We start from the raw sequence: 18,230 nt of genomic DNA, 5'->3' as shown, positions 1-18,230 counted from the left end.
CTATTCTGCTGTTTTTTCTTCTTTTAGCACAGTATACATGCCAGCCGCTTCTTCTTTTTTCGTTGTGTCCTTTAACTCGTTGACTTGAACAGTCACTAGTTTTTGACCAAAGCGGATTTGCAGCTCATCTCCTTCTTTCACGTCAGAGCTTGCTTTCGCCTGTGTTCCGTTAATAGAAATCCTGCCTTGATCAGCTACTTCTTTTGCCAATGTTCTTCTTTTAATTAAACGGGACACTTTTAAAAATTTATCTAGTCTCATGTGTCTTCACCTCTTTCTATGCGTTTTGCATCGTTCCATAGATCGTCCATTTCCTCTAGCGTTAAGTCATCTAATGAACGGCCTATGTCCTTTGCTTTTTGTTCGATATGCTGAAAGCGCCGTATGAATTTTGTGTTGGCAGAAGCGAGTGCCGTTTCAGGCTCTAAGTGATAGAACCGGCCAATATTGACGAGAACAAACAAAAGATCTCCAAATTCATCTTTCATCTGCTTCGTTGCACCATCGTCCGTCTTCTCTGCCACTTCATCGAGAAATTCCTGCTTTTCTTCTTCGTATTTGTTCCAAATATCTTGAACATCTGTCCAATCAAAGCCTACCTTGGCAGCTTTCTTTTGGAGCTTATATGCCTTTGTTAGTGCTGGAAGTGTCGCCGGAATCGATTGCAAAATAGAACCGGTCCGCTCTGGCTTCTCCTGCTGCTTGATTTTTTCCCAGTTGGCAACCACATCTGCTGCCTCAGAAACATTCGTGTCACCAAACACATGGGGGTGCCGCCGAATCATTTTTTCTGTGACATGCTGAATGACGTCATCGATTGAGAAATAACCGTCATCTTCGCCAATTTGAGCGTGAAGCAGCACCTGCAGCAGCACATCGCCAAGCTCTTCCACCATATGATCTGGGTCATCTTCATCTATCGCTTCAAGCAGTTCATAGCATTCTTCAATTAAATATGGTTTGAGTGATTCATTTGTTTGTTTTTGATCCCATGGACAGCCGCCCGGACCTCTTAATGTACGTATAACGTCACGGAAGGTGTCAAATTGTTGATAAAGCAGCTGTTCATCTTGAATTGGAGGAACATAAACACTCGTTAAGTTATTTATCGACACATCTCGATCAAGTTCAAATAAAGGAACGGCAGTAATCTGTTCCTGACTGCTTCCAGCTGCAGTCACAATATAAACTTCATAATCGTCGGGAAGCTTTTCCATCAGTGTGAGTTTCACATTCGAAGCTGTCATCTGATCATATACCTGACAAATCAGGACGTGCTGGGTTAATTTCAGATCATCCGCTCTCATATCCCCTGCATCAACGAATTGTAATCCCTCGATGGGATCAATTTGCAAGGAGTTGAATGTCGCATCTAGAAAGCTTTGTCCACCAGCGACAGACACCTCAATCCCGCGCTCTTTCTGCCCGGAAACGAGCAGCTGTACGGTCTTTTCCGCCACAAATGGATGACCAGGTACTGCGTACACAATGTCTTTTTCCGCTGCCTCTGAAAATAATATTTCGGTAATTTCCTGATACACCTGATCAAACTGATCGTGCTTTTCATAAATTTCATCAAAAAAGGTGAGAGCTGGGACCTCCTGCATCAACTCTGCGGTAAGCGGATGATCCTGCGTTCTCATAAATACTTCTTTCGCCTGCTTCAGCTGCTTATATACACCGAGCGTCAGCTGATCCATGTCGCCTGCCCCGAGACCGACGACGGTAATCTTACCTGCCATTTTGATTCCCTCTCATCTGTTTAAAATATAAAATCTTTTCTCCTAATGGAATGAGTCTCCATTCCTCGTCCGTAAATACTTCTAGCTTAAGAATACTATATAAAAAGGCGAAACCACCAATAAAAACTGATGTCAGGCTCTCTAAAACGGAAAACGGACGTTTTTCAAAGGGGATGACCCATGATAACAGAGCCTGATATCCTATTAAGACCACAGCCATGAAGGCGGCTGATAAAAGAATTTTCACCGGGAACAGCTCTCTCAACGAAATCCATCCTTTATGCTTCAAATAAACGGCATTGAGCACGGCTGCTGTGAGAAAACCACATACAGTTGACCATGCGGCACCTTGGATGCCAAATAACGGTACAAGCGCAATCGTTAGAATCCATTTCACCAGCACGCTGAGGACCACCACAACAGCAGGGTACACAGTATGCCCGAGCCCTTGCAGTAAAGCCGTCTGCGTAATGGCAATCGATGTAAAGGCGATCGATATACAGAATATTTGCAAGGCATCAGTGCCTAAATCATTACGAAAAAGCATTGTATTGACTGGTTCTAAAATACAAATCAGTCCAACCGCTGACCCTATCCCTAATACCGACGTGGTCTTAACCGATGACCGAACTTTTTGCCGTATCGTTTCATGCTCTCCATTCCTCATGGCTGCCGATAAAAATGGCACAAGAGAGGTTCCGATGCTGATGGCAAACACCGTTCCGAGCTGTAAGAAAGGCTGGCCTCGGTCATATACACCTTTCGCCGCCTTTGCCGCCGCTTCACTGAGACCCTCGCTGCGCAGCAACGCATACAGATGAAAAGCATCAATCATTTGCATCCATAAAATGAGCAAACCGCTGACACAAATCGTCAATGTATACAGCACCAAACTCTTCATAACATCTTTTTTTCGAAGTGTCACCTGTTTGCCTGACATACTTGCAGCAGGCTGCTTTCGATAGGTCAGCCAAAGGAAAAGAAGCAAAATGAGCGAGGCCGCACTTCCTGCGATAGAAGAGAACACCGCACCCGCCCCTGTTTCATAAAGCGAATAGCCGTGCCTCACGAAATAGAAGGATAAAACAAGCAGGACACCTACCCTGATGAGCTGCTCAACCAACTGAGAAACAGCCGTTGGAAGCATCAGACCGTCACTCTGAAAAACTCCCCTCAGCATCACAGTGAGCGGCAGAAATAGAAACACAAAAGCACTCATCTGGATGAGCAGAATTAATTGACTGTCTGCCATAAGACCCGCAATTGTGCCTGCTCCTATGTAAAGACAAAGAAATAAGACCAGGCTCAGTAAAGTGATATAGACCAAGGATACCCTTGTAATGATCCGTCGATTCTCTTCCCCATGCTCACTCAAAAGCTTGGACACCATGACAGGAAAACCTGTTGTACCAAGCATGATGGCAATGCCAAGGAAAGGATATACCTGCTGATAAATATAAAACCCTGTGTCCCCTACGATGTTTTGAAACGGGACACGGTAAACGGCACTTAGTACCTTTGATAACAAGCCTGCGATGGTCAAAATCACCGCACCCTGGAAAAGCCAGTGCGGCTGATTCACAGCATTTTTCATGGATGACTCCTTTAAAATAGATCTACAGTTAAACGCACTCATTATATCATACGTGAAAAAGACGTTCCTTTCTAAGGAGTAGACGGCACATGTCTCGTTTTGTTTCATTCCATATAAAAAACCGACAAAATCAAATGATTTCATCGGCATTCTTTCGTTTTATCAAAATGATATAGAGTTATTAGACCTAATGTTCCATTTGACGGGCTAAGAAGCCAGCTGCTGTCTCTGCCGCTTTATGCTCCACTTCTCCCATTGAACGCTCTTTAGAAAATAAGACGACGGCGCCAATCGGATCTCCGTTTGCAACAATAGGTGCAATGGTATAAGAAGATACGTCATCATCAATACCATCGACAAGTTGAATTTCTTTTTTGCTTTCTTCTAACACAGAATTACGCTGATCCATTGTTCGTTCAAGTAAATCACTGATGGATTTGTTTAAGTACTCTTTTTTCGAACTGCCGGATACAGCAATATACGTATCTCGATCACAGATCAGGATGGAATGACCCAAACTGTCGAATAATGCATCAGCATATTCCTTCGCAAAGTCTCCTAGCTCACTAATCGGCGAATACTTCTTCAAAATCACTTCTCCATCGCGGTCGACGAAAATCTCAAGCGGATCTCCTTCCCGAATGCGCAATGTTCTGCGAATCTCCTTCGGAATAACCACTCTACCTAGATCATCGATGCGGCGTACAATTCCAGTTGCTTTCATTCACTGCTGCCTCTCTTTCGTTTGATGATGTGTTGGGTGAATGGAACAAAAGCGTCCACTTTATGCAACATTCACCACTTGACCCTGAGTTTAGTATCCGTCACATCAAACGTAATATACACGAGAGACAAACAAAATTTTATGAAGATGGAATGGTTTCTTTTTTCACATCTTGAAGGCCTCGAAGCATGTTAAGAACAACCTCAAGCCATTCCTCTGTCTTCTTGCCTTTCGTTTGGACAGAAATAATCAGCTTGCTGCCTTCCATTCCCAATCCGATTTCACGTCCATATTTACTGCCGAGCTCAAATAATTTTTGGCCGTCGATTTCACCGCTTGCTTTCTCATCAAGGGTCATTCTGACAATGCCTTTCTCCATCTTGATCAGCTCGACACGTTCCTGGACAGCGTACACCTTCATTGTCGCAATCGTAAACAAGTCAGCCACTTCTTGCGGATATTCACCAAATCGGTCGATCATTTCATCCTGAAGCTCTTTTCTCTCTTCAATCGATCCAATTGCTCTGAACTGTTTATACATTTCAATCTTTTGCTTGCCATCCGAAATATAAGTGTCTGGGATGTAAGCATCAATTTGCAGATCAATTTCTGGCTCGAATTTATCTTGAGCCGTTGTATCGCCTCTTCTTTCCTCAATGGCTTCTTTCAGCATTTGAGAATAGAGATCGAATCCAACCGAATCAATGAAGCCATGCTGCTGAGCACCAAGTAAGTTCCCTGCTCCTCGAATCGTTAAATCACGCATCGCAATTTTAAACCCAGATCCGAGCTCTGTGAATTCTTTAATGGCTTGAAGTCTTTTCTCCGCAACTTCAGAAAGAACTTTATCTTTTCGATACGTGAAATAAGCATAAGCGACACGGTTCGAACGCCCGACTCGTCCTCTTAGCTGGTACAGCTGAGAGAGCCCCATTTTATCGGCATCGTGGACGATGAGCGTGTTCACATTTGGAATATCGACTCCCGTTTCAATGATGGTGGTACTGACCAATACATCTGATTCACCTTCAAGGAAATTGATCATCACTGATTCCAGCTCGTTCTCACTCATTTTCCCGTGTGCATAACTGACTTTTGCGTCTGGGACCAGCATGGAGATTTCGTCTGCTTTTCGTTCAATATCCTCAACACGGTTATAAAGGAAGTACACTTGACCGCCGCGTGCTAATTCTCGCTCAATCGCTTCTCTGACTAGAGCGCCATTGTACTCGACCACATAGGTTTGAACAGGGAATCGATTTTCAGGCGGTGTTTCAATCACTGATAAATCCCGCACGCCTAGCATGGACATATGAAGCGTACGCGGAATTGGCGTAGCCGTTAATGTCAGTACGTCGATATTGGCTTTCATCTGTTTAATTTTCTCTTTATGCGTCACACCAAAACGCTGTTCCTCATCAATGATCAACAGTCCTAAATCCTTGTAGACGATGTCTTTTGAAAGAAGACGGTGTGTGCCGATAACCATATCGATCGTTCCGTTTTTCAGCCCCTTTAACGTTTCAGTTGTTTCTTTTCTTGTACGGAAACGGCTCAGCTGCGCAATTTTGACAGGGTAGTCTTGGAATCGGTCCATGATTGTGTCAAAATGCTGCTGCGCTAAGATGGTTGTCGGAACTAGCAGGGCTACCTGCTTCCCGTCAGCAATCGCTTTGAAGGCCGCACGAATAGCCACCTCCGTTTTTCCGTAACCCACATCTCCACAAAGCAGACGGTCCATTGGACGTTCCCGCTCCATATCCTGTTTAATTTCGTGAATTGAACGGATTTGATCATCTGTTTCCTGGTAAGGGAACGCGGATTCAAACTGGCGCTGCATCTCATGATCAGGCGAGAAAGCATATCCTTTGCTTGCCTCGCGTTCTGCGTACAGTTTAATCAGATCATCTGCGATGTCCTGTACAGATGTTTCCACTTTTTTCTTCACACGTTTCCAATCGCTGCCGCCTAGTTTGTACAGCTTTGGTTCTTTACCTTCTGATCCTACATATTTCTGCACCTGATCAATTTGTTCAACCGGTACATAAAGCTTGTCGCTTCCTTGATAATGAATATTTAAATAATCTTTATGAATGCCGCCGATTTCAAGCGTTTCAATTCCTAAATATTTACCGATCCCGTGGTTAATGTGCACCACATAATCGCCGACTTGAAGCTCTGAATAGCTCTTGATTCGCTCTGCATTGGTCAGCTTTTGCTTACGTGCCTGCTTTTTCACACGTTTCTTGAAGAGTTCACCTTCTGTGATTACAACAATTTTTGATAACGGCAATTCAAAGCCCGTTTGCAGCTCACCTTGTAAAATATACACCTGTCCGCTCACAAGCTCAGCGTCCGGTTTAGCAAGAGCGGCTTCAATGTCATAATCATGCAGAACAGACGACAGCTTTTCTGTCCGCTCTTCATCAGCACCTAAGAAGACAACCGTGTATTGCTGTTTTTTATAGCGTTCAATTTCACTCGCCAGCACATTCATCTGCCCGTGGAAATTCTGCATTTGCTTACTAGATACATTGACGATATTTTGCGGATTTGTCTGCTGGACATGTCTCAGGAACAAAGAGTAGTACAGAATGGATCTCGATTGCTGATTGATCAGTTCTTGGAACGGGAAAGATAGAGATAAATCATGAAGAATATTGCCTTCTTCAAGCAGACTAATTGTCCAATCGGCTTCTTCCTGTTCAAGCTGTTCTTCCATCTCCTGAATTCTGCTGATTTCATCTAAAATAATAATCGTATCCTGCGATGTGTAATCTAGCAAACTAGCAGGCTTTTCATAGAAATAGGACAGGTACTTCGTCATTTCCTGTGTCACGATGCCTTCAAGCAGCTTCTCGCGATCAGCAGAAATATTTTGATGAAGCAGTTCTTTTTGCTGATCTGAGTTGAATTTCTTTAAGCTCTTCGCCAGCCCTTGATCAAGCTGTTCAATGGCTCTCACTCGTTCAGGACCTCTCACAATTAACTCTTTTGCAGGACCTATTTTGATTTCTTGAAGGGTTTCTAATGAACGCTGTGTATCCGAATGAAACGTTCGAATCGAGTCTACTTCTGTATCAAACAGTTCAATACGGATTGGATGATCTTCCGTTAATGCATAGATGTCGATAATTCCTCCGCGCACACTAAAATCTCCGGGCGCTGCAACCATCGACGTCCGGTCATAACCAATTTGTACGAGCTGTTTTGAAAACGCCTCCAAATCAATTTCTTCACCGATCTTTAAATGGATCTGACTCTCCTTCCAGAGCTCAACTGGCGGAAGCATCCTGCGAACCGCAGCAGCGGGAGTGACGATAATGGGGTTTTCTCCATTCGCAAGTCGATTCAAGACATCCAAACGCTGCGCTCTCAGCTCAGGACTGGCCACTGCAATTTCTGAAGCGATGAGTTCATTGACAGGATAGAGAAGAACCGAGCGATCCGGCATCACACTTGCTAGATCATCTGTTACCTTCTGCGCCTGATATAAATTGTGAGTCACAATAAACATTGGCCGCTTCAGTTCGTCTGATATCGCGGCTGTAAATAAAGATCTGACGGAGCCTGATAGTCCGGCAAGCAGCTGTTCTTTTAACCCTTCCTTTAGTCCATTAAAAATAGACTGAAAATCATCACTTTGTTTGATAAATGATTGTATGTTTTTCATTTGGCTCCTCCTCCCTGTTTGTTTAAAACAGAAAAACGCTTTGGTCTAATATCTACACCAAAGCTTTTTTATTGAATAAAAGTATGATACTGATGGTAATCAGGATTTCTTTCAAGCGCCTCTTGGCAATCCTCACAAATGGTTTGTACATGTAAATCACCATTTTCCCTATAAGAAATCATATCGTTTCTTTCCTCATTTGTTAAGTGATGAAATCCAAGTGCTTCACTTTGGACAGCAGATTCATCTAGACTGCCCACCTTTACACCACAGTGGCGGCAATAATAATGCAAAGCCATACGTGATCCTCCCATGCTGAGATTTTATGATCAGTATGTGCTTCGCTTATCATTCTTATACCTTCTTGTTAAAATCATTCATCACTTCTAAAAATGGCTTTTTTAAAGCCGCTTCACAAGCCTCGACAGACGATTGAATGGCTGATGCGATGTCAGGCTGTTCCTCTTCTGAGAAACGTCCTAGTACGTAATCAACGACCTTCATGCCGTTTTGAGGACGTCCAATGCCGATACGGAACCGGTCAAATTCAGGTGAACCTAAATGCTGAATTAGTGATTTGATTCCATTATGCCCGCCTGCACTTCCTTTTGTACGTAAGCGAATCCGGCCAGTTGGCAAATCAAGATCATCATAGATCACTTTCAAATGTTCAAGGGGAATATCGTAATAGTCCATCAGCGGACGCACACATTCTCCTGATAAGTTCATATATGTAAGCGGCTTTACAAGTAGAACCTTTTGCCCCGAAACAAACCCAGTTCCAAATTGTCCATGGAATTTTGATTGATTTAAAGGAATGTCCCATTTTTTTGATAATTCATCTATTGTCATAAACCCGACATTATGTCTTGTTTTTTCATATTCTTTTCCTGGATTGCCTAATCCAACGAATGCAATCATGAAACCAATAACCTCCTTTGTCACACAGCACACGCCTAAAAAATGAGCCAATCAGATTGCCTCATGTAAAAACGTATGAATTCTTTTCATTCTAGCACAAAAGACGCAACCGCGGGAGGGTTACGTCTCTAAATGACCAGTTATTCTCCATCGTCATCCTTTTCTTTAATGGCCTCAGGCTCTTGCGGCTCTTCTTCGCTATCTGGCTCAGGAACCTCTGATTGCTGAGGCGGCAGAATGGAGGCAACGACTTCTTCTGGATCGTTATTGATTTGATAAGATGACTGAACAGGCAGATCAGCAACTGTTAAGACATCATTGACTTCTAAGTTTGTAATATCAGCTTCAATATTCTGCGGAATATCTTTTGGTTTCGCTGTAACAGATAGTTCAAATAGTGGCTGCTGAAGCACACCGCCATCTTTTACCCCTTTAGACTCGCCAATCAGCTGTATTGGTACATCTGCCTCAATTTCACGCTGTAAGTCAACGACTTGGAAATCAGCATGAACAAGTTCGTTTTTCAGCGGATCTGTTTGTAATTCTGTCACCATAACAGATTTCGTTTCACCACCCACGTCTAAGGTGATGATTGTATTCTTCCCTTCATCACGTAAGGTTTTTAATAAATCGATGCTGTCTAATGAAACAGCCAGATTGTCTGTATTTTTTCCGTATATGACACCAGGAACGTGTCCTGAATGACGGATTTTTTGCAGTGTGGAACGTTTGAAATCAGTTCTTTTATTTGCTTTTAAAGTTGCCATATTCAGCACCATCCTATTTCTTTTTTGTCACTACTCTCATAATTACCCATAACCGAATCATTTTAAACCTATTTGCCGTGAATGATGATAGCAAAAAGACCCCAAGCTTGATGCCTAGGGCCTTTTTTAATCAGAAAATCAGCTAAAAAGGTAGCTCACAGATTCTTCTTCATGTACACGGATGATGGCTTCTGCAAGCAAAGGCCCAACTGAAAGCGGAATGAATTTTCCAGCTTTCTTGTCATCAGTTAATTGAATACTGTTTGTTACAACTAATTCTTTAATTTTAGAGTTTGTGATGCGTTCTACTGCTGGTCCAGACAAGACTGGGTGCGTACAGCAAGCATATACTTCAGCTGCTCCATTTTCGACTAGCGCATTTGCAGCAAGTGTAATAGTACCAGCTGTATCAATGATATCATCGATTAGAATGGCCGTTTTGCCTTCAATGTTACCAATAATGTTCATGACTTCAGCAACGTTTGGCTTTGGACGGCGTTTGTCGATAATTGCGATTGGCGCTTTCAGGCGGTCTGCCATTTTACGCGCACGTGTCACACCACCGTGGTCAGGAGACACAACAACGATATCATTCAAATTCTTCTGTTCGAAATAGTTTGTTAAGATTGGCACAGCCATTAAGTTATCGATTGGAATATCGAAGAAACCTTGGATTTGCGGCGCATGAAGATCAAGCGCAATCACACGTGTAGCACCTGCTGTTTCAAGCAAGTTTGCAAAAAGCTTCGCAGTGATTGGCTCACGAGGTTTTGCTTTACGATCTTGACGTGCATATCCGTAATAAGGGATTACAATATTGACAGTTTTCGCAGAAGCGCGTTTTAGCGCATCCACCATAATGAGCAGTTCCATAATATGCTCATTGACTGGCGCACTTGTTGATTGAATAACATAACAATCACAGCCGCGGATACTTTCTTCAATATTGATTTGGACTTCACCGTCACTAAAGCGTTTAACAGAGCTCTTTCCTACATCAACTCCGATACGATCGGCAATTTCTTTGGCAAGTTCAGGGTTTGAATTCAAAGAGAATATCTTTAAATTCGCATCAGCATAACGATTAGACATGGTAAACCTCCGGGTATTTGGATTATTTTTTATGAATATTTTTCACATAATCTTCTTTATTGACTTGTCTTGCTCTAGCAATAGACAATGCATCCTGCGGTACATCTTCTGTAACCGTTGAACCGGCTGCAACATATGCCCCTTTTCCGACAGTGACTGGTGCAACGAGATTTGAATTACAGCCAATAAATGCGCCGTCTTCAATCTTCGTTAAGAATTTGTTTTTCCCATCATAGTTGACTGTAATGGAACCACAGCCAAGATTTACATCAGTTCCGACCTCTGCGTCTCCAATGTAGCTTAGATGAGATGCTTTGCTGCGGTCTCCGAAAACTGTTTTCTTGATTTCGACAAAATTCCCAATTTTTACTTCATCGCCAATTTTCGACAACGGGCGAATATGAGCAAACGGTCCAATTGTCACATCAACTCCAACCTCACTATCGCAGACGACAGATTGCTTAATAACTGTTCGATCTCCGATGATGCTGTCAACAATTTCAGTGTTTGGCCCAATAGTGGCGTCTGCACCGATTTTTACATTCCCTTTGATGACCGTCCCAGGATAAATAACTGTATCTTCACCGATGACAGCATCTGGCGAAATATACGTGTTCTCAGGATCAATCAAGGTCACACCATTCTTCATATGCTGATGATTAATACGTCGCTTCATGAATTGCTCTGCTTGTGATAGAGCGATACGGTCATTAACTCCAAGTGTTTCTTCAAAATGCGGTGTTTGATAAGCTGCAACTGTTTGCCCTTCATTTTTTAGAATTTCAATAACGTCTGGCAAGTAGTATTCACCCTGTGCATTTTCATTCGACACTTGCTCAATCACACGGAAGAGATCTTCATTTGAAAAGCAATAAGTCCCTGTATTAATTTCATTCACTTGACGCTCTGCATCGTTCGCATCTTTATGCTCCACAATTTTCACGACAGCACCTGTTTCGTCACGAATAATACGGCCATAGCCTGTTGGATCATCCGCATGTGCTGTTAAAATAGTGACTTTCGCTTGATGTTTTTGATGCTCGCTTAACATGGCTTCCATTGTTTCCGCTGTCAATAATGGCGTATCACCACAAATGACAATGGTTGTTCCCTTTTCCTGCGCGAGGAACGACTTTGCTTGTTTAACGGCATGGGCTGTTCCCAGCTGTTCTTCTTGAAGTGCATACTCACTTCTGTCTCCAAGCTGCTCTTTCACGTCCTCTGCACCATGACCGACAATCGTCACTAGCTTGGCTAAAGAAAGCTTTAACGCTTCATCTGCCACATGCTCGACCATTGGCTTTCCGCAAACTGGATGAAGTACTTTATATAGCTTTGACTTCATTCTCGTTCCTTTTCCCGCTGCTAAAATCACTGCGAACCGCTTATCCATTGATTGGCCTCCAATATCCCTATTATCCATAGAAAAATATATCCTAAATAAAGACTGATTTCAAGGATACATAAGGAAGTACAATAATTTTCTAACAGATGAAAGACTTAAGAAACAAGAGAAAGAACGCAAAAAAGACAGCATTTAAAAGAAAACATTCATTTTCTCTTAAAGCTGTCTTTTTAGGTTCACGTATGATTAAGAAGCTCCAGCTTCTTCATATTCAATTGTTTCTTCCTCTTCGCCTAAGCGATGATATTCATTTAATACAGCATCTTGGATTTTACCCCGAGTGCTTGAATTAATTGGATGTGCAATATCGCGAAACTCTCCATCGGGCGTGCGTTTGCTAGGCATTGCAACAAACAACCCATTATTTCCATCAATCACACGAATATCATGAACAACAAATTCGTGGTCCAGCGTGATGGATGCAATCGCCCTCATGCGACCATCGGTATTCACGCGGCGTAATCTTACGTCAGTAACTTCCACAGTAGTTCACCACCTTTTCCCAATATAAAAGCATTACTTAGGTATTCAACGATCGTGGTGATTCTCCTGCTCTTTTTTTAAACTTTTTTTGAAATATCGGGATATTTATACATTATTTGTCATATTCGTGACGACGCTTACATTCTCAGCATAAAAAAAGACATCATGATGATGTCTTTCCCTGCATATGATGAAACCAAACGGCTTTCATTGAGAGTGCCTGTTTATTTCACTAATGCAACTACTTCTATTTCTACAAGCGCATCCTTTGGAAGTCTTGCCACTTCCACACATGAACGAGCTGGCTTATGTGTATGGAAATACTCACCGTACACTTCATTCACTTCAGCGAATTGTTCCATATCTTTGATGAAAACAGTTGCTTTCACGACTGTTTCAAAGGAAGCACCTGCTGCTTCAAGTACAGCCTCAAGATTACGGAACACTTGATGTGTTTGTTCTTTAATATCTCCATTGACAAAATCTCCAGCTGGGGTTAATGGAATCTGCCCTGAGCTGTAAAACATGTTATTGACAATAATTCCTTGAGAGTAAGGTCCAATGGCTGCTGGTGCATGTTTGGTTTGAACAACTTTTGTCATATCAATCTCTCCCATTCAAATACATGTTTAATCAAAGCTTACACTTTCGGATGAAAAAACTCGTGGAAATTGCCTTCATTGATCTCAATGATTTTTTGCTTCATATCAATGGTAGAAAGCTTTAACAACGAGACATATTCATCGACAAGACGTTCATCTACGCCCTCATCTTCTAAAAGAACACCGATCCCTGCAACATTTGCATTAAATTCCTCAAGCAAATTCATCATGCCGTTAATGGTTCCGCCCGCTTTCATAAAGTCATCAATGATCAGCACATTGGAGCCTTTATCTAAGCTGCGCTTTGCAAGGGACATGGTTTGAATTCGGTTAGACGAACCTGACGCATAATTAATACTGACTGTTGATCCTTCGGTTACCTTATTATCTTTTCTAACGATCACAACAGGCACATTTAAATAACCCGCAACAGAATAGGCAATTGGAATACCCTTTGTCGCAACGGTCATGACGACATCAATCGCACGGTCCGCAAAGATGGTCGCAAACAGCTTACCGATTTTCGCAAGAATCGATGGATTACCTAAAACATCGGTTAAATATAAATAACCGCCAGGAAGTACACGTTCAGGAGTTGATAATGCCTCTCCGATATCGTTTACTACGTCATCTGCTTCTTTTAGGTGAATTTTAGGAATATATTTCACTCCGCCAGCAGCGCCAGGTACAGTAAGCAATGTGCCTATTCCCTGCTGTTCGAAGGTCTGTTTGATAATCGTTAAGTCTTCACTAATGGAGGACTTTGCAGATTGATAACGTTCTGCAAAAAAAGTTAAAGGTACTAGTACGTGCGGGTGGGCTAACAAATAATTTGTTAAGTCCACCAATCTGCCGCTTCGACGAAACTTCATGAACTTACCCCCAGAACCCGAATAATTTATGAATAATATAACTTAATATACGGATTTAATCAAGGGCATTTTGTTCGCCGATCATGCGGACAGCGTATACTTGATCACAAAATCCTCTCAGTCCGTTATATATTCTTTGTACCTTCGATTCATATTGAATCAAGCCAAATACAGTTGGGCCGCTTCCACTCATTAATACAGCATCAGCACCGAAACGCTTCATCTGTCTTTTGATCATATCTACTTCCGGATACATCTTTAATGTCACAGACTCCAGAACGTTACCGAGTGAGCCGCACATCTCTTTATAATCTTTCGCTTCAATGGCTTCAATCATACGCTGTACATTTGGGTGTTCTACTTTGCTTGCGTCATATTGTCTATAAACTTCAGCTGTAGATACCCCAATCACCGGCTTCGCTAAAATCACCCAGCAATGCGGCGGTGTCGCGATATGCTTCAGTTTTTCTCCACGTCCTGTCGCTAGTGCTGTGCCTCCGTGTACACAAAAAGACACATCTGAGCCGATCTCCGCTCCAAGCTCAGCTAGTTCATCTAACGTGAGATTCAACTTCCACAAACGGTTTAAACCGCGAAGCGCTGCTGCAGCATCACTGCTGCCTCCAGCTAAACCTGCTGCAACAGGTATTGCTTTTGTGATGACAATCGATACTCCTTTTTGAATACCGAACCTTGTTTTGAGTAATTTAGCCGCCTGATAAGCCAAGTTACGCTGATCATCTGGCACAAATCGATTATGAGATGATACACGGATTTCGTCTTTGTCCAGCTCCGTCAGCTCAAGTCGATCTGCAAGGTCTATTGTTGTCATCACCATCTCTACTTCGTGATATCCATCCGGTCTTTTTCCATGGACATCAAGTGAGAGATTAATTTTTGCCGGTGCTTTTTCTAAAATACGCAAACATTTCACCTACTTCTCCATCTAAACATAAGTATCAATATTGTATCACATTTGATGGATCTGATGAATATTGGCTTTTACGCCCAGCACACTGACTTTTTCAGCAAAAAAAGCCAGAGACACCTGAGGTATCCCTGACCATTTTTCTATCGTTGATTCTCATCCTGAGCCATGTGCTGCTGAGCTAATTCGATGGCACGTTTGACCATATTACCTGCGTCACGCGCACGAATTTCTCCCCAGCCTCCATTTTTGACGGTATCATAAAATCCAAGATCCTTCGCCAGCTCGTATTTGAACTCATCTGACATAATGCCTCGGCGTCTACCCAAACGAAACAGCCCCTTTAGTCGAGAATTCGAATCAGTGCCACTGCTTTTGTGGCTTTCTTATTTTGTATCGAATCCTTTCTTTTACCCCTTTCAAAAAATGGACAGACTCCCATTCAGAAAAAAAGGCAAAACAAAAAGCAGTAAACAAGAAGTTCACTGCCCATTAATAGGCGACTGAGCTAGCGGTATCATCGAACGTTAATTCGACCGTCTCAGTCAGTATATCTGCATAACTGTAAGAAACTCTTTCAAACGAATTCTCATCTTGATCTAATTGAATCACAAATACAGAAGGGTACGTTTCAGCTAAAATGCCCGAACGCTCAATTGTTTTACGGCGGCCTCCGTTAGCCTTTAACGTCAAACGTTTACCTAAGTTACCATCAAGCGATCTTTTGATGTCGGACAAAGTCTTCGCCATTGCATCCACCTCACTGAGATAATTATACAACAACGGCCCATTTTTGTCAAATAAAAATTAAATTATATCAACCAACACGAGCCATTGTCAACAAAATAATTTTGACAAACTTCTACCTTTTCTCCTCCCTATTTTTCTCAAATTCCGGTGAATTATGTATCCGTTTGAAATTTCTTTTTACACATAAAAAAAAACCAGACTGAAATCAGTCGGGTTATGTCGATTCATGGTCTTTTTTATATGGCATACCTACCCTTAAAACACCCTTCGTCTCGATGCCTCCGAGACCTTTTTCTCTTGTTAATGTATTACGAAGCACATCCCACACATTGATTCGATCTACAAATGGAGTGAAGCTGATCTTCGCAACGATATAGACGGGATCGAGCGCATGGATGTTCACACGTGAAGGTGAGCTTGCAAAATTGGCGCCTGCTTGGATCAATGATTCGAAATGAGATTGACAGGCGCCTGCAAAGATCACAAGCTGATCTAAATGAGGAATTTTCTTTCTTGCTTTTTGAACCGTCTCAACGAAATGACGAGAATGGCGATAGGCACCGATATCATTTACGCCGCCCTTTTGCTTGGAATACGCATCATGCCCTGTAATGACCAAAATATCAGGCCGATATTGATCAAGTAACGAATCGATCACGCTTGGCATTTTCTTCTCATGACAATGCACTCCGTACACAGGTACACCAATTCGTTCATATACATCTAAGCATTTCTTTAAGTATGAAGCATCTCCATCTAAATGAAGGACCTTTCCAGGCATGTGAAAATACTGCTCCTGATGCTGATATTGTCCAGAAGTATAATACTCTTGTTTTTCACGTAGCAGCTGATAATCCTGTCTTAGTAAATCGAGCGATTCGTTAATTTTCCGTTCGTCGTCCTTTTCCCTTGTCAGCTGCTCCTCTTTTTGAATCAAGACGAGATCCGACATCTTAGCATCAGCAATCAGCCTCACTTCATTCCCATGCAATATGGCAGTGGCTTCGTGCTGATCTGTCTCATCAATTCGAATGATTCGAAACATAATATCCATTTGATAGGATGCCCTCGTCACCATATCTCCTATTTGAAATTGCATGCTGTTCACTCCACAATCAGGCTCATATCCTGTTGGTATCGTCTTTCATATATGCTGTTCTTTCTAGCCTATGCCCGAACAGTTGAAGTGGTGAAAAACAAAAGAAAAAAGCCCTTACGATAGGGCTTTTTGTAAAACATTCGACAAACGGGCAAATTCCTCAATGGATAATGATTCTCCGCGTCGCTTTCCATCAATATCTGCTGTTTGAAGTGCTTCTTCGATGATCGCTTTATGTTTTTTTCCATCAGGGAGATTGTTCATCAAATTATTCATCAATGTTTTCCGGCGCTGGCCAAAGCTTGCTCGGATCAATTGAAAGAAAAACGCATCATTTTCTACTGAGACAGCAGGCGTTTCACGAACAGTCAGCTTAATCACAGCCGAATCAACATTGGGCTGAGGAACAAAAACCGTTTTAGGCACAACCATCACCGTTTTTGCTTCCGTATAAAATTGAACTGCGATAGACAGTGAATTATATTCCTTTGATGAAGGGGCAGCTGCCATACGATCTGCTACTTCTTTTTGCAGCATGACCACAATCCCTTTCAATGGAAGGTTTTCTTCAAGCAATTTCATAATAATCGGTGTTGTCACGTAATATGGAAGGTTGGCTACGACCATCACTTCTTTACAGTCAGCAAAATTCTCCTCGATGACCTTTCTCACATCGGCTTTTAATACATCTTGATGAATGATCGTGACATTATCATATGGAGAAAGCGTATCGTTTAAAATAGGCAATAAACGCTGATCGATTTCAAAAGCGGTAACTTTCTTTGCACGTTTAGCGAGCTGCTCTGTCAATGCGCCGATACCAGGTCCAATTTCAATGACGCCGGTCTCATCTGTAACCTCCGCGTGATCAACAATGCGATCTAAAATATTTGTATCAATTAAGAAGTTCTGCCCTAAGCTCTTTTTAAAAGAGAAACCGTACTTCTTCAGTATTTCCTTCGTTCTGACGGGTGTCGCAATATCTTTATTCATCGGCTTCCTCCTGCATGACGGTCTTTAAGGCCGCAATAAAATCATGTTTGGTTATTTGGAACATGTGAAGGCGCTTTTGCAGCTGCTTCGCATTGGTATATCCTATATTTAAAAGCACTCCTAGTCGTTCGCGGCGGCGTTTCGATGCTTCGCCACCGATAAGGCCTGCGTCAAATAAGTCGTCTAATGTAATGTCACTTTCCGTTACTTCCATTTCTTCATGGACATGGGCAAGACATTCCCGAATACTGTCCAAGGAAGCATGCTCCACACCAATTCCTTTATCCCGCTTCGCCTTCGCAAGATGTTTTGGCAAAAAAGCGTGCTTACAGCCAGGAACTGCCTCTGCGATGGTTTTACGGATCTTCTCACCAGGAAAATCAGGATCTGTTAAAATAATGACCCCTCTCGTCTCCTGAGCAAGACGCACTTGTTGAATGACTGTATCGCCAATGGCAGATCCGTTTGTTTCAATCGTATCTGCATCCACTGCCATCTTCACTCTGGCAGTGTCATCACGACCCTCCACCACAATGATTTCTTTGATTTTCATGTATTCCTCCGCTTGCAAAAACAATCTACATT

The 18,230-nt window shown here is 42.4% G+C and carries 19 protein-coding genes; all 19 read right to left on the bottom strand.

The window, feature by feature from the left end:
• Positions 1-261 (bottom strand): RNA-binding S4 domain-containing protein, encoded by a 261-nt coding sequence (locus tag AAYR28_RS00330; RefSeq protein ID WP_008341839.1) that lies wholly within the window; start codon positions 259-261, stop codon positions 1-3.
• Positions 258-1,742 (bottom strand): nucleoside triphosphate pyrophosphohydrolase, encoded by a 1,485-nt coding sequence (mazG, locus tag AAYR28_RS00325; protein ID WP_120206877.1) that lies wholly within the window; start codon positions 1,740-1,742, stop codon positions 258-260. The genes AAYR28_RS00330 and mazG overlap by 4 nt, the downstream gene beginning before the upstream one ends.
• Positions 1,732-3,336 (bottom strand): putative polysaccharide biosynthesis protein, encoded by a 1,605-nt coding sequence (locus AAYR28_RS00320; RefSeq protein WP_120206878.1) that lies wholly within the window; start codon positions 3,334-3,336, stop codon positions 1,732-1,734. Before AAYR28_RS00320 ends, mazG begins: the two co-directional genes overlap by 11 nt.
• 187 nt (positions 3,337-3,523) lie before the next feature.
• Positions 3,524-4,060 carry a stage V sporulation protein T gene (gene spoVT / locus AAYR28_RS00315; RefSeq protein ID WP_034284159.1) on the bottom strand — a complete coding sequence of 179 codons (537 nt, stop codon included), beginning with the start codon at positions 4,058-4,060 and terminating at the stop codon, positions 3,524-3,526.
• 139 nt (positions 4,061-4,199) lie between these two features.
• Positions 4,200-7,733 (bottom strand): transcription-repair coupling factor, encoded by a 3,534-nt coding sequence (gene mfd / locus AAYR28_RS00310; RefSeq protein ID WP_120206880.1) that lies wholly within the window; start codon positions 7,731-7,733, stop codon positions 4,200-4,202.
• Positions 7,734-7,801: 68 nt separating this feature from the next.
• Complete coding sequence (locus tag AAYR28_RS00305; RefSeq protein ID WP_003217967.1) at positions 7,802-8,032, bottom strand: anti-sigma-F factor Fin family protein; 231 nt, start codon at positions 8,030-8,032, stop codon at positions 7,802-7,804.
• Positions 8,033-8,087: 55 nt separating this feature from the next.
• Positions 8,088-8,654, bottom strand: coding sequence for an aminoacyl-tRNA hydrolase (gene pth, locus AAYR28_RS00300; protein WP_024425643.1), 567 nt, complete (start codon positions 8,652-8,654; stop codon positions 8,088-8,090).
• Positions 8,655-8,794: 140 nt separating this feature from the next.
• On the bottom strand, positions 8,795-9,421 hold the full coding sequence (locus AAYR28_RS00295; protein ID WP_034284155.1) for a 50S ribosomal protein L25/general stress protein Ctc: 627 nt from the start codon (positions 9,419-9,421) through the stop codon (positions 8,795-8,797).
• Between the two features lie 138 nt (positions 9,422-9,559).
• A complete protein-coding gene (locus tag AAYR28_RS00290) occupies positions 9,560-10,513 on the bottom strand; it encodes a ribose-phosphate diphosphokinase (RefSeq protein WP_034284154.1) in 954 nt (317 codons plus the stop codon).
• Positions 10,514-10,535: 22 nt separating this feature from the next.
• Complete coding sequence (glmU, locus tag AAYR28_RS00285) at positions 10,536-11,906, bottom strand: bifunctional UDP-N-acetylglucosamine diphosphorylase/glucosamine-1-phosphate N-acetyltransferase GlmU (RefSeq protein ID WP_024425640.1); 1,371 nt, start codon at positions 11,904-11,906, stop codon at positions 10,536-10,538.
• Between the two features lie 198 nt (positions 11,907-12,104).
• Complete coding sequence (gene spoVG, locus AAYR28_RS00280; RefSeq protein WP_008357439.1) at positions 12,105-12,401, bottom strand: septation regulator SpoVG; 297 nt, start codon at positions 12,399-12,401, stop codon at positions 12,105-12,107.
• A gap of 224 nt (positions 12,402-12,625) precedes the next feature.
• Positions 12,626-13,003 carry a 2-iminobutanoate/2-iminopropanoate deaminase gene (gene ridA / locus AAYR28_RS00275; RefSeq protein WP_024425639.1) on the bottom strand — a complete coding sequence of 126 codons (378 nt, stop codon included), beginning with the start codon at positions 13,001-13,003 and terminating at the stop codon, positions 12,626-12,628.
• A gap of 38 nt (positions 13,004-13,041) precedes the next feature.
• Positions 13,042-13,875 (bottom strand): pur operon repressor, encoded by an 834-nt coding sequence (gene purR, locus AAYR28_RS00270; RefSeq protein WP_120206882.1) that lies wholly within the window; start codon positions 13,873-13,875, stop codon positions 13,042-13,044.
• A gap of 55 nt (positions 13,876-13,930) precedes the next feature.
• Positions 13,931-14,800 (bottom strand): 4-(cytidine 5'-diphospho)-2-C-methyl-D-erythritol kinase, encoded by an 870-nt coding sequence (gene ispE, locus AAYR28_RS00265; RefSeq protein WP_019743558.1) that lies wholly within the window; start codon positions 14,798-14,800, stop codon positions 13,931-13,933.
• A 146-nt stretch (positions 14,801-14,946) separates the two neighbouring features.
• Positions 14,947-15,132, bottom strand: a complete 186-nt coding sequence (locus AAYR28_RS00260) for a small, acid-soluble spore protein, alpha/beta type (RefSeq protein ID WP_012008653.1) — start codon at positions 15,130-15,132, stop codon at positions 14,947-14,949.
• Between the two features lie 163 nt (positions 15,133-15,295).
• Positions 15,296-15,553 (bottom strand): biofilm formation stimulator Veg, encoded by a 258-nt coding sequence (veg, locus tag AAYR28_RS00255; RefSeq protein ID WP_003217979.1) that lies wholly within the window; start codon positions 15,551-15,553, stop codon positions 15,296-15,298.
• Between the two features lie 214 nt (positions 15,554-15,767).
• The gene (gene yabG / locus AAYR28_RS00250) at positions 15,768-16,652 is read right to left on the bottom strand and encodes a sporulation peptidase YabG (protein ID WP_024427198.1); all 885 of its coding nucleotides are present in this window, start codon (positions 16,650-16,652) and stop codon (positions 15,768-15,770) included.
• Positions 16,653-16,766: 114 nt separating this feature from the next.
• Positions 16,767-17,645: a 16S rRNA (adenine(1518)-N(6)/adenine(1519)-N(6))-dimethyltransferase RsmA gene (gene rsmA / locus AAYR28_RS00245; protein WP_034284149.1), complete on the bottom strand. Its 879-nt coding sequence runs from the start codon at positions 17,643-17,645 to the stop codon at positions 16,767-16,769.
• Positions 17,638-18,198: a ribonuclease M5 gene (rnmV, locus tag AAYR28_RS00240; RefSeq protein ID WP_024427200.1), complete on the bottom strand. Its 561-nt coding sequence runs from the start codon at positions 18,196-18,198 to the stop codon at positions 17,638-17,640. The genes rsmA and rnmV overlap by 8 nt, the downstream gene beginning before the upstream one ends.
• Positions 18,199-18,230 lie beyond the last annotated feature (32 nt).

Source organism: Bacillus safensis (assembly GCF_039619585.1).
Classification (GTDB): domain Bacteria; phylum Bacillota; class Bacilli; order Bacillales; family Bacillaceae; genus Bacillus; species Bacillus safensis.
The sequence above is the reverse complement of the archived record's forward strand: the minus strand, read 5'-3'. Positions and strand labels throughout refer to the sequence as shown.

Excerpts from the sequence above, each read along its gene's own strand:
- rnmV (WP_024427200.1), bottom strand. The coding sequence starts at position 18,198 with ATGAAAATCAAAGAAATCATTGTGGTGGAGGGTCGTGATGACACTGCC.
- purR (WP_120206882.1), bottom strand. The coding sequence starts at position 13,875 with ATGAAGTTTCGTCGAAGCGGCAGATTGGTGGACTTAACAAATTATTTG.
- pth (WP_024425643.1), bottom strand. The coding sequence starts at position 8,654 with ATGATTGCATTCGTTGGATTAGGCAATCCAGGAAAAGAATATGAAAAA.
- glmU (WP_024425640.1), bottom strand. The coding sequence starts at position 11,906 with ATGGATAAGCGGTTCGCAGTGATTTTAGCAGCGGGAAAAGGAACGAGA.
- AAYR28_RS00290 (WP_034284154.1), bottom strand. The coding sequence starts at position 10,513 with ATGTCTAATCGTTATGCTGATGCGAATTTAAAGATATTCTCTTTGAAT.
- AAYR28_RS00305 (WP_003217967.1), bottom strand. The coding sequence starts at position 8,032 with ATGGCTTTGCATTATTATTGCCGCCACTGTGGTGTAAAGGTGGGCAGT.
- ridA (WP_024425639.1), bottom strand. The coding sequence starts at position 13,003 with ATGACAAAAGTTGTTCAAACCAAACATGCACCAGCAGCCATTGGACCT.
- AAYR28_RS00330 (WP_008341839.1), bottom strand. The coding sequence starts at position 261 with ATGAGACTAGATAAATTTTTAAAAGTGTCCCGTTTAATTAAAAGAAGA.
- AAYR28_RS00295 (WP_034284155.1), bottom strand. The coding sequence starts at position 9,421 with ATGGCAACTTTAAAAGCAAATAAAAGAACTGATTTCAAACGTTCCACA.
- spoVT (WP_034284159.1), bottom strand. The coding sequence starts at position 4,060 with ATGAAAGCAACTGGAATTGTACGCCGCATCGATGATCTAGGTAGAGTG.
- mazG (WP_120206877.1), bottom strand. The coding sequence starts at position 1,742 with ATGGCAGGTAAGATTACCGTCGTCGGTCTCGGGGCAGGCGACATGGAT.
- veg (WP_003217979.1), bottom strand. The coding sequence starts at position 15,553 with ATGGCGAAGACTTTGTCCGACATCAAAAGATCGCTTGATGGTAACTTA.
- AAYR28_RS00320 (WP_120206878.1), bottom strand. The coding sequence starts at position 3,336 with ATGAAAAATGCTGTGAATCAGCCGCACTGGCTTTTCCAGGGTGCGGTG.
- yabG (WP_024427198.1), bottom strand. The coding sequence starts at position 16,652 with ATGCAATTTCAAATAGGAGATATGGTGACGAGGGCATCCTATCAAATG.
- rsmA (WP_034284149.1), bottom strand. The coding sequence starts at position 17,645 with ATGAATAAAGATATTGCGACACCCGTCAGAACGAAGGAAATACTGAAG.
- mfd (WP_120206880.1), bottom strand. The coding sequence starts at position 7,733 with ATGAAAAACATACAATCATTTATCAAACAAAGTGATGATTTTCAGTCT.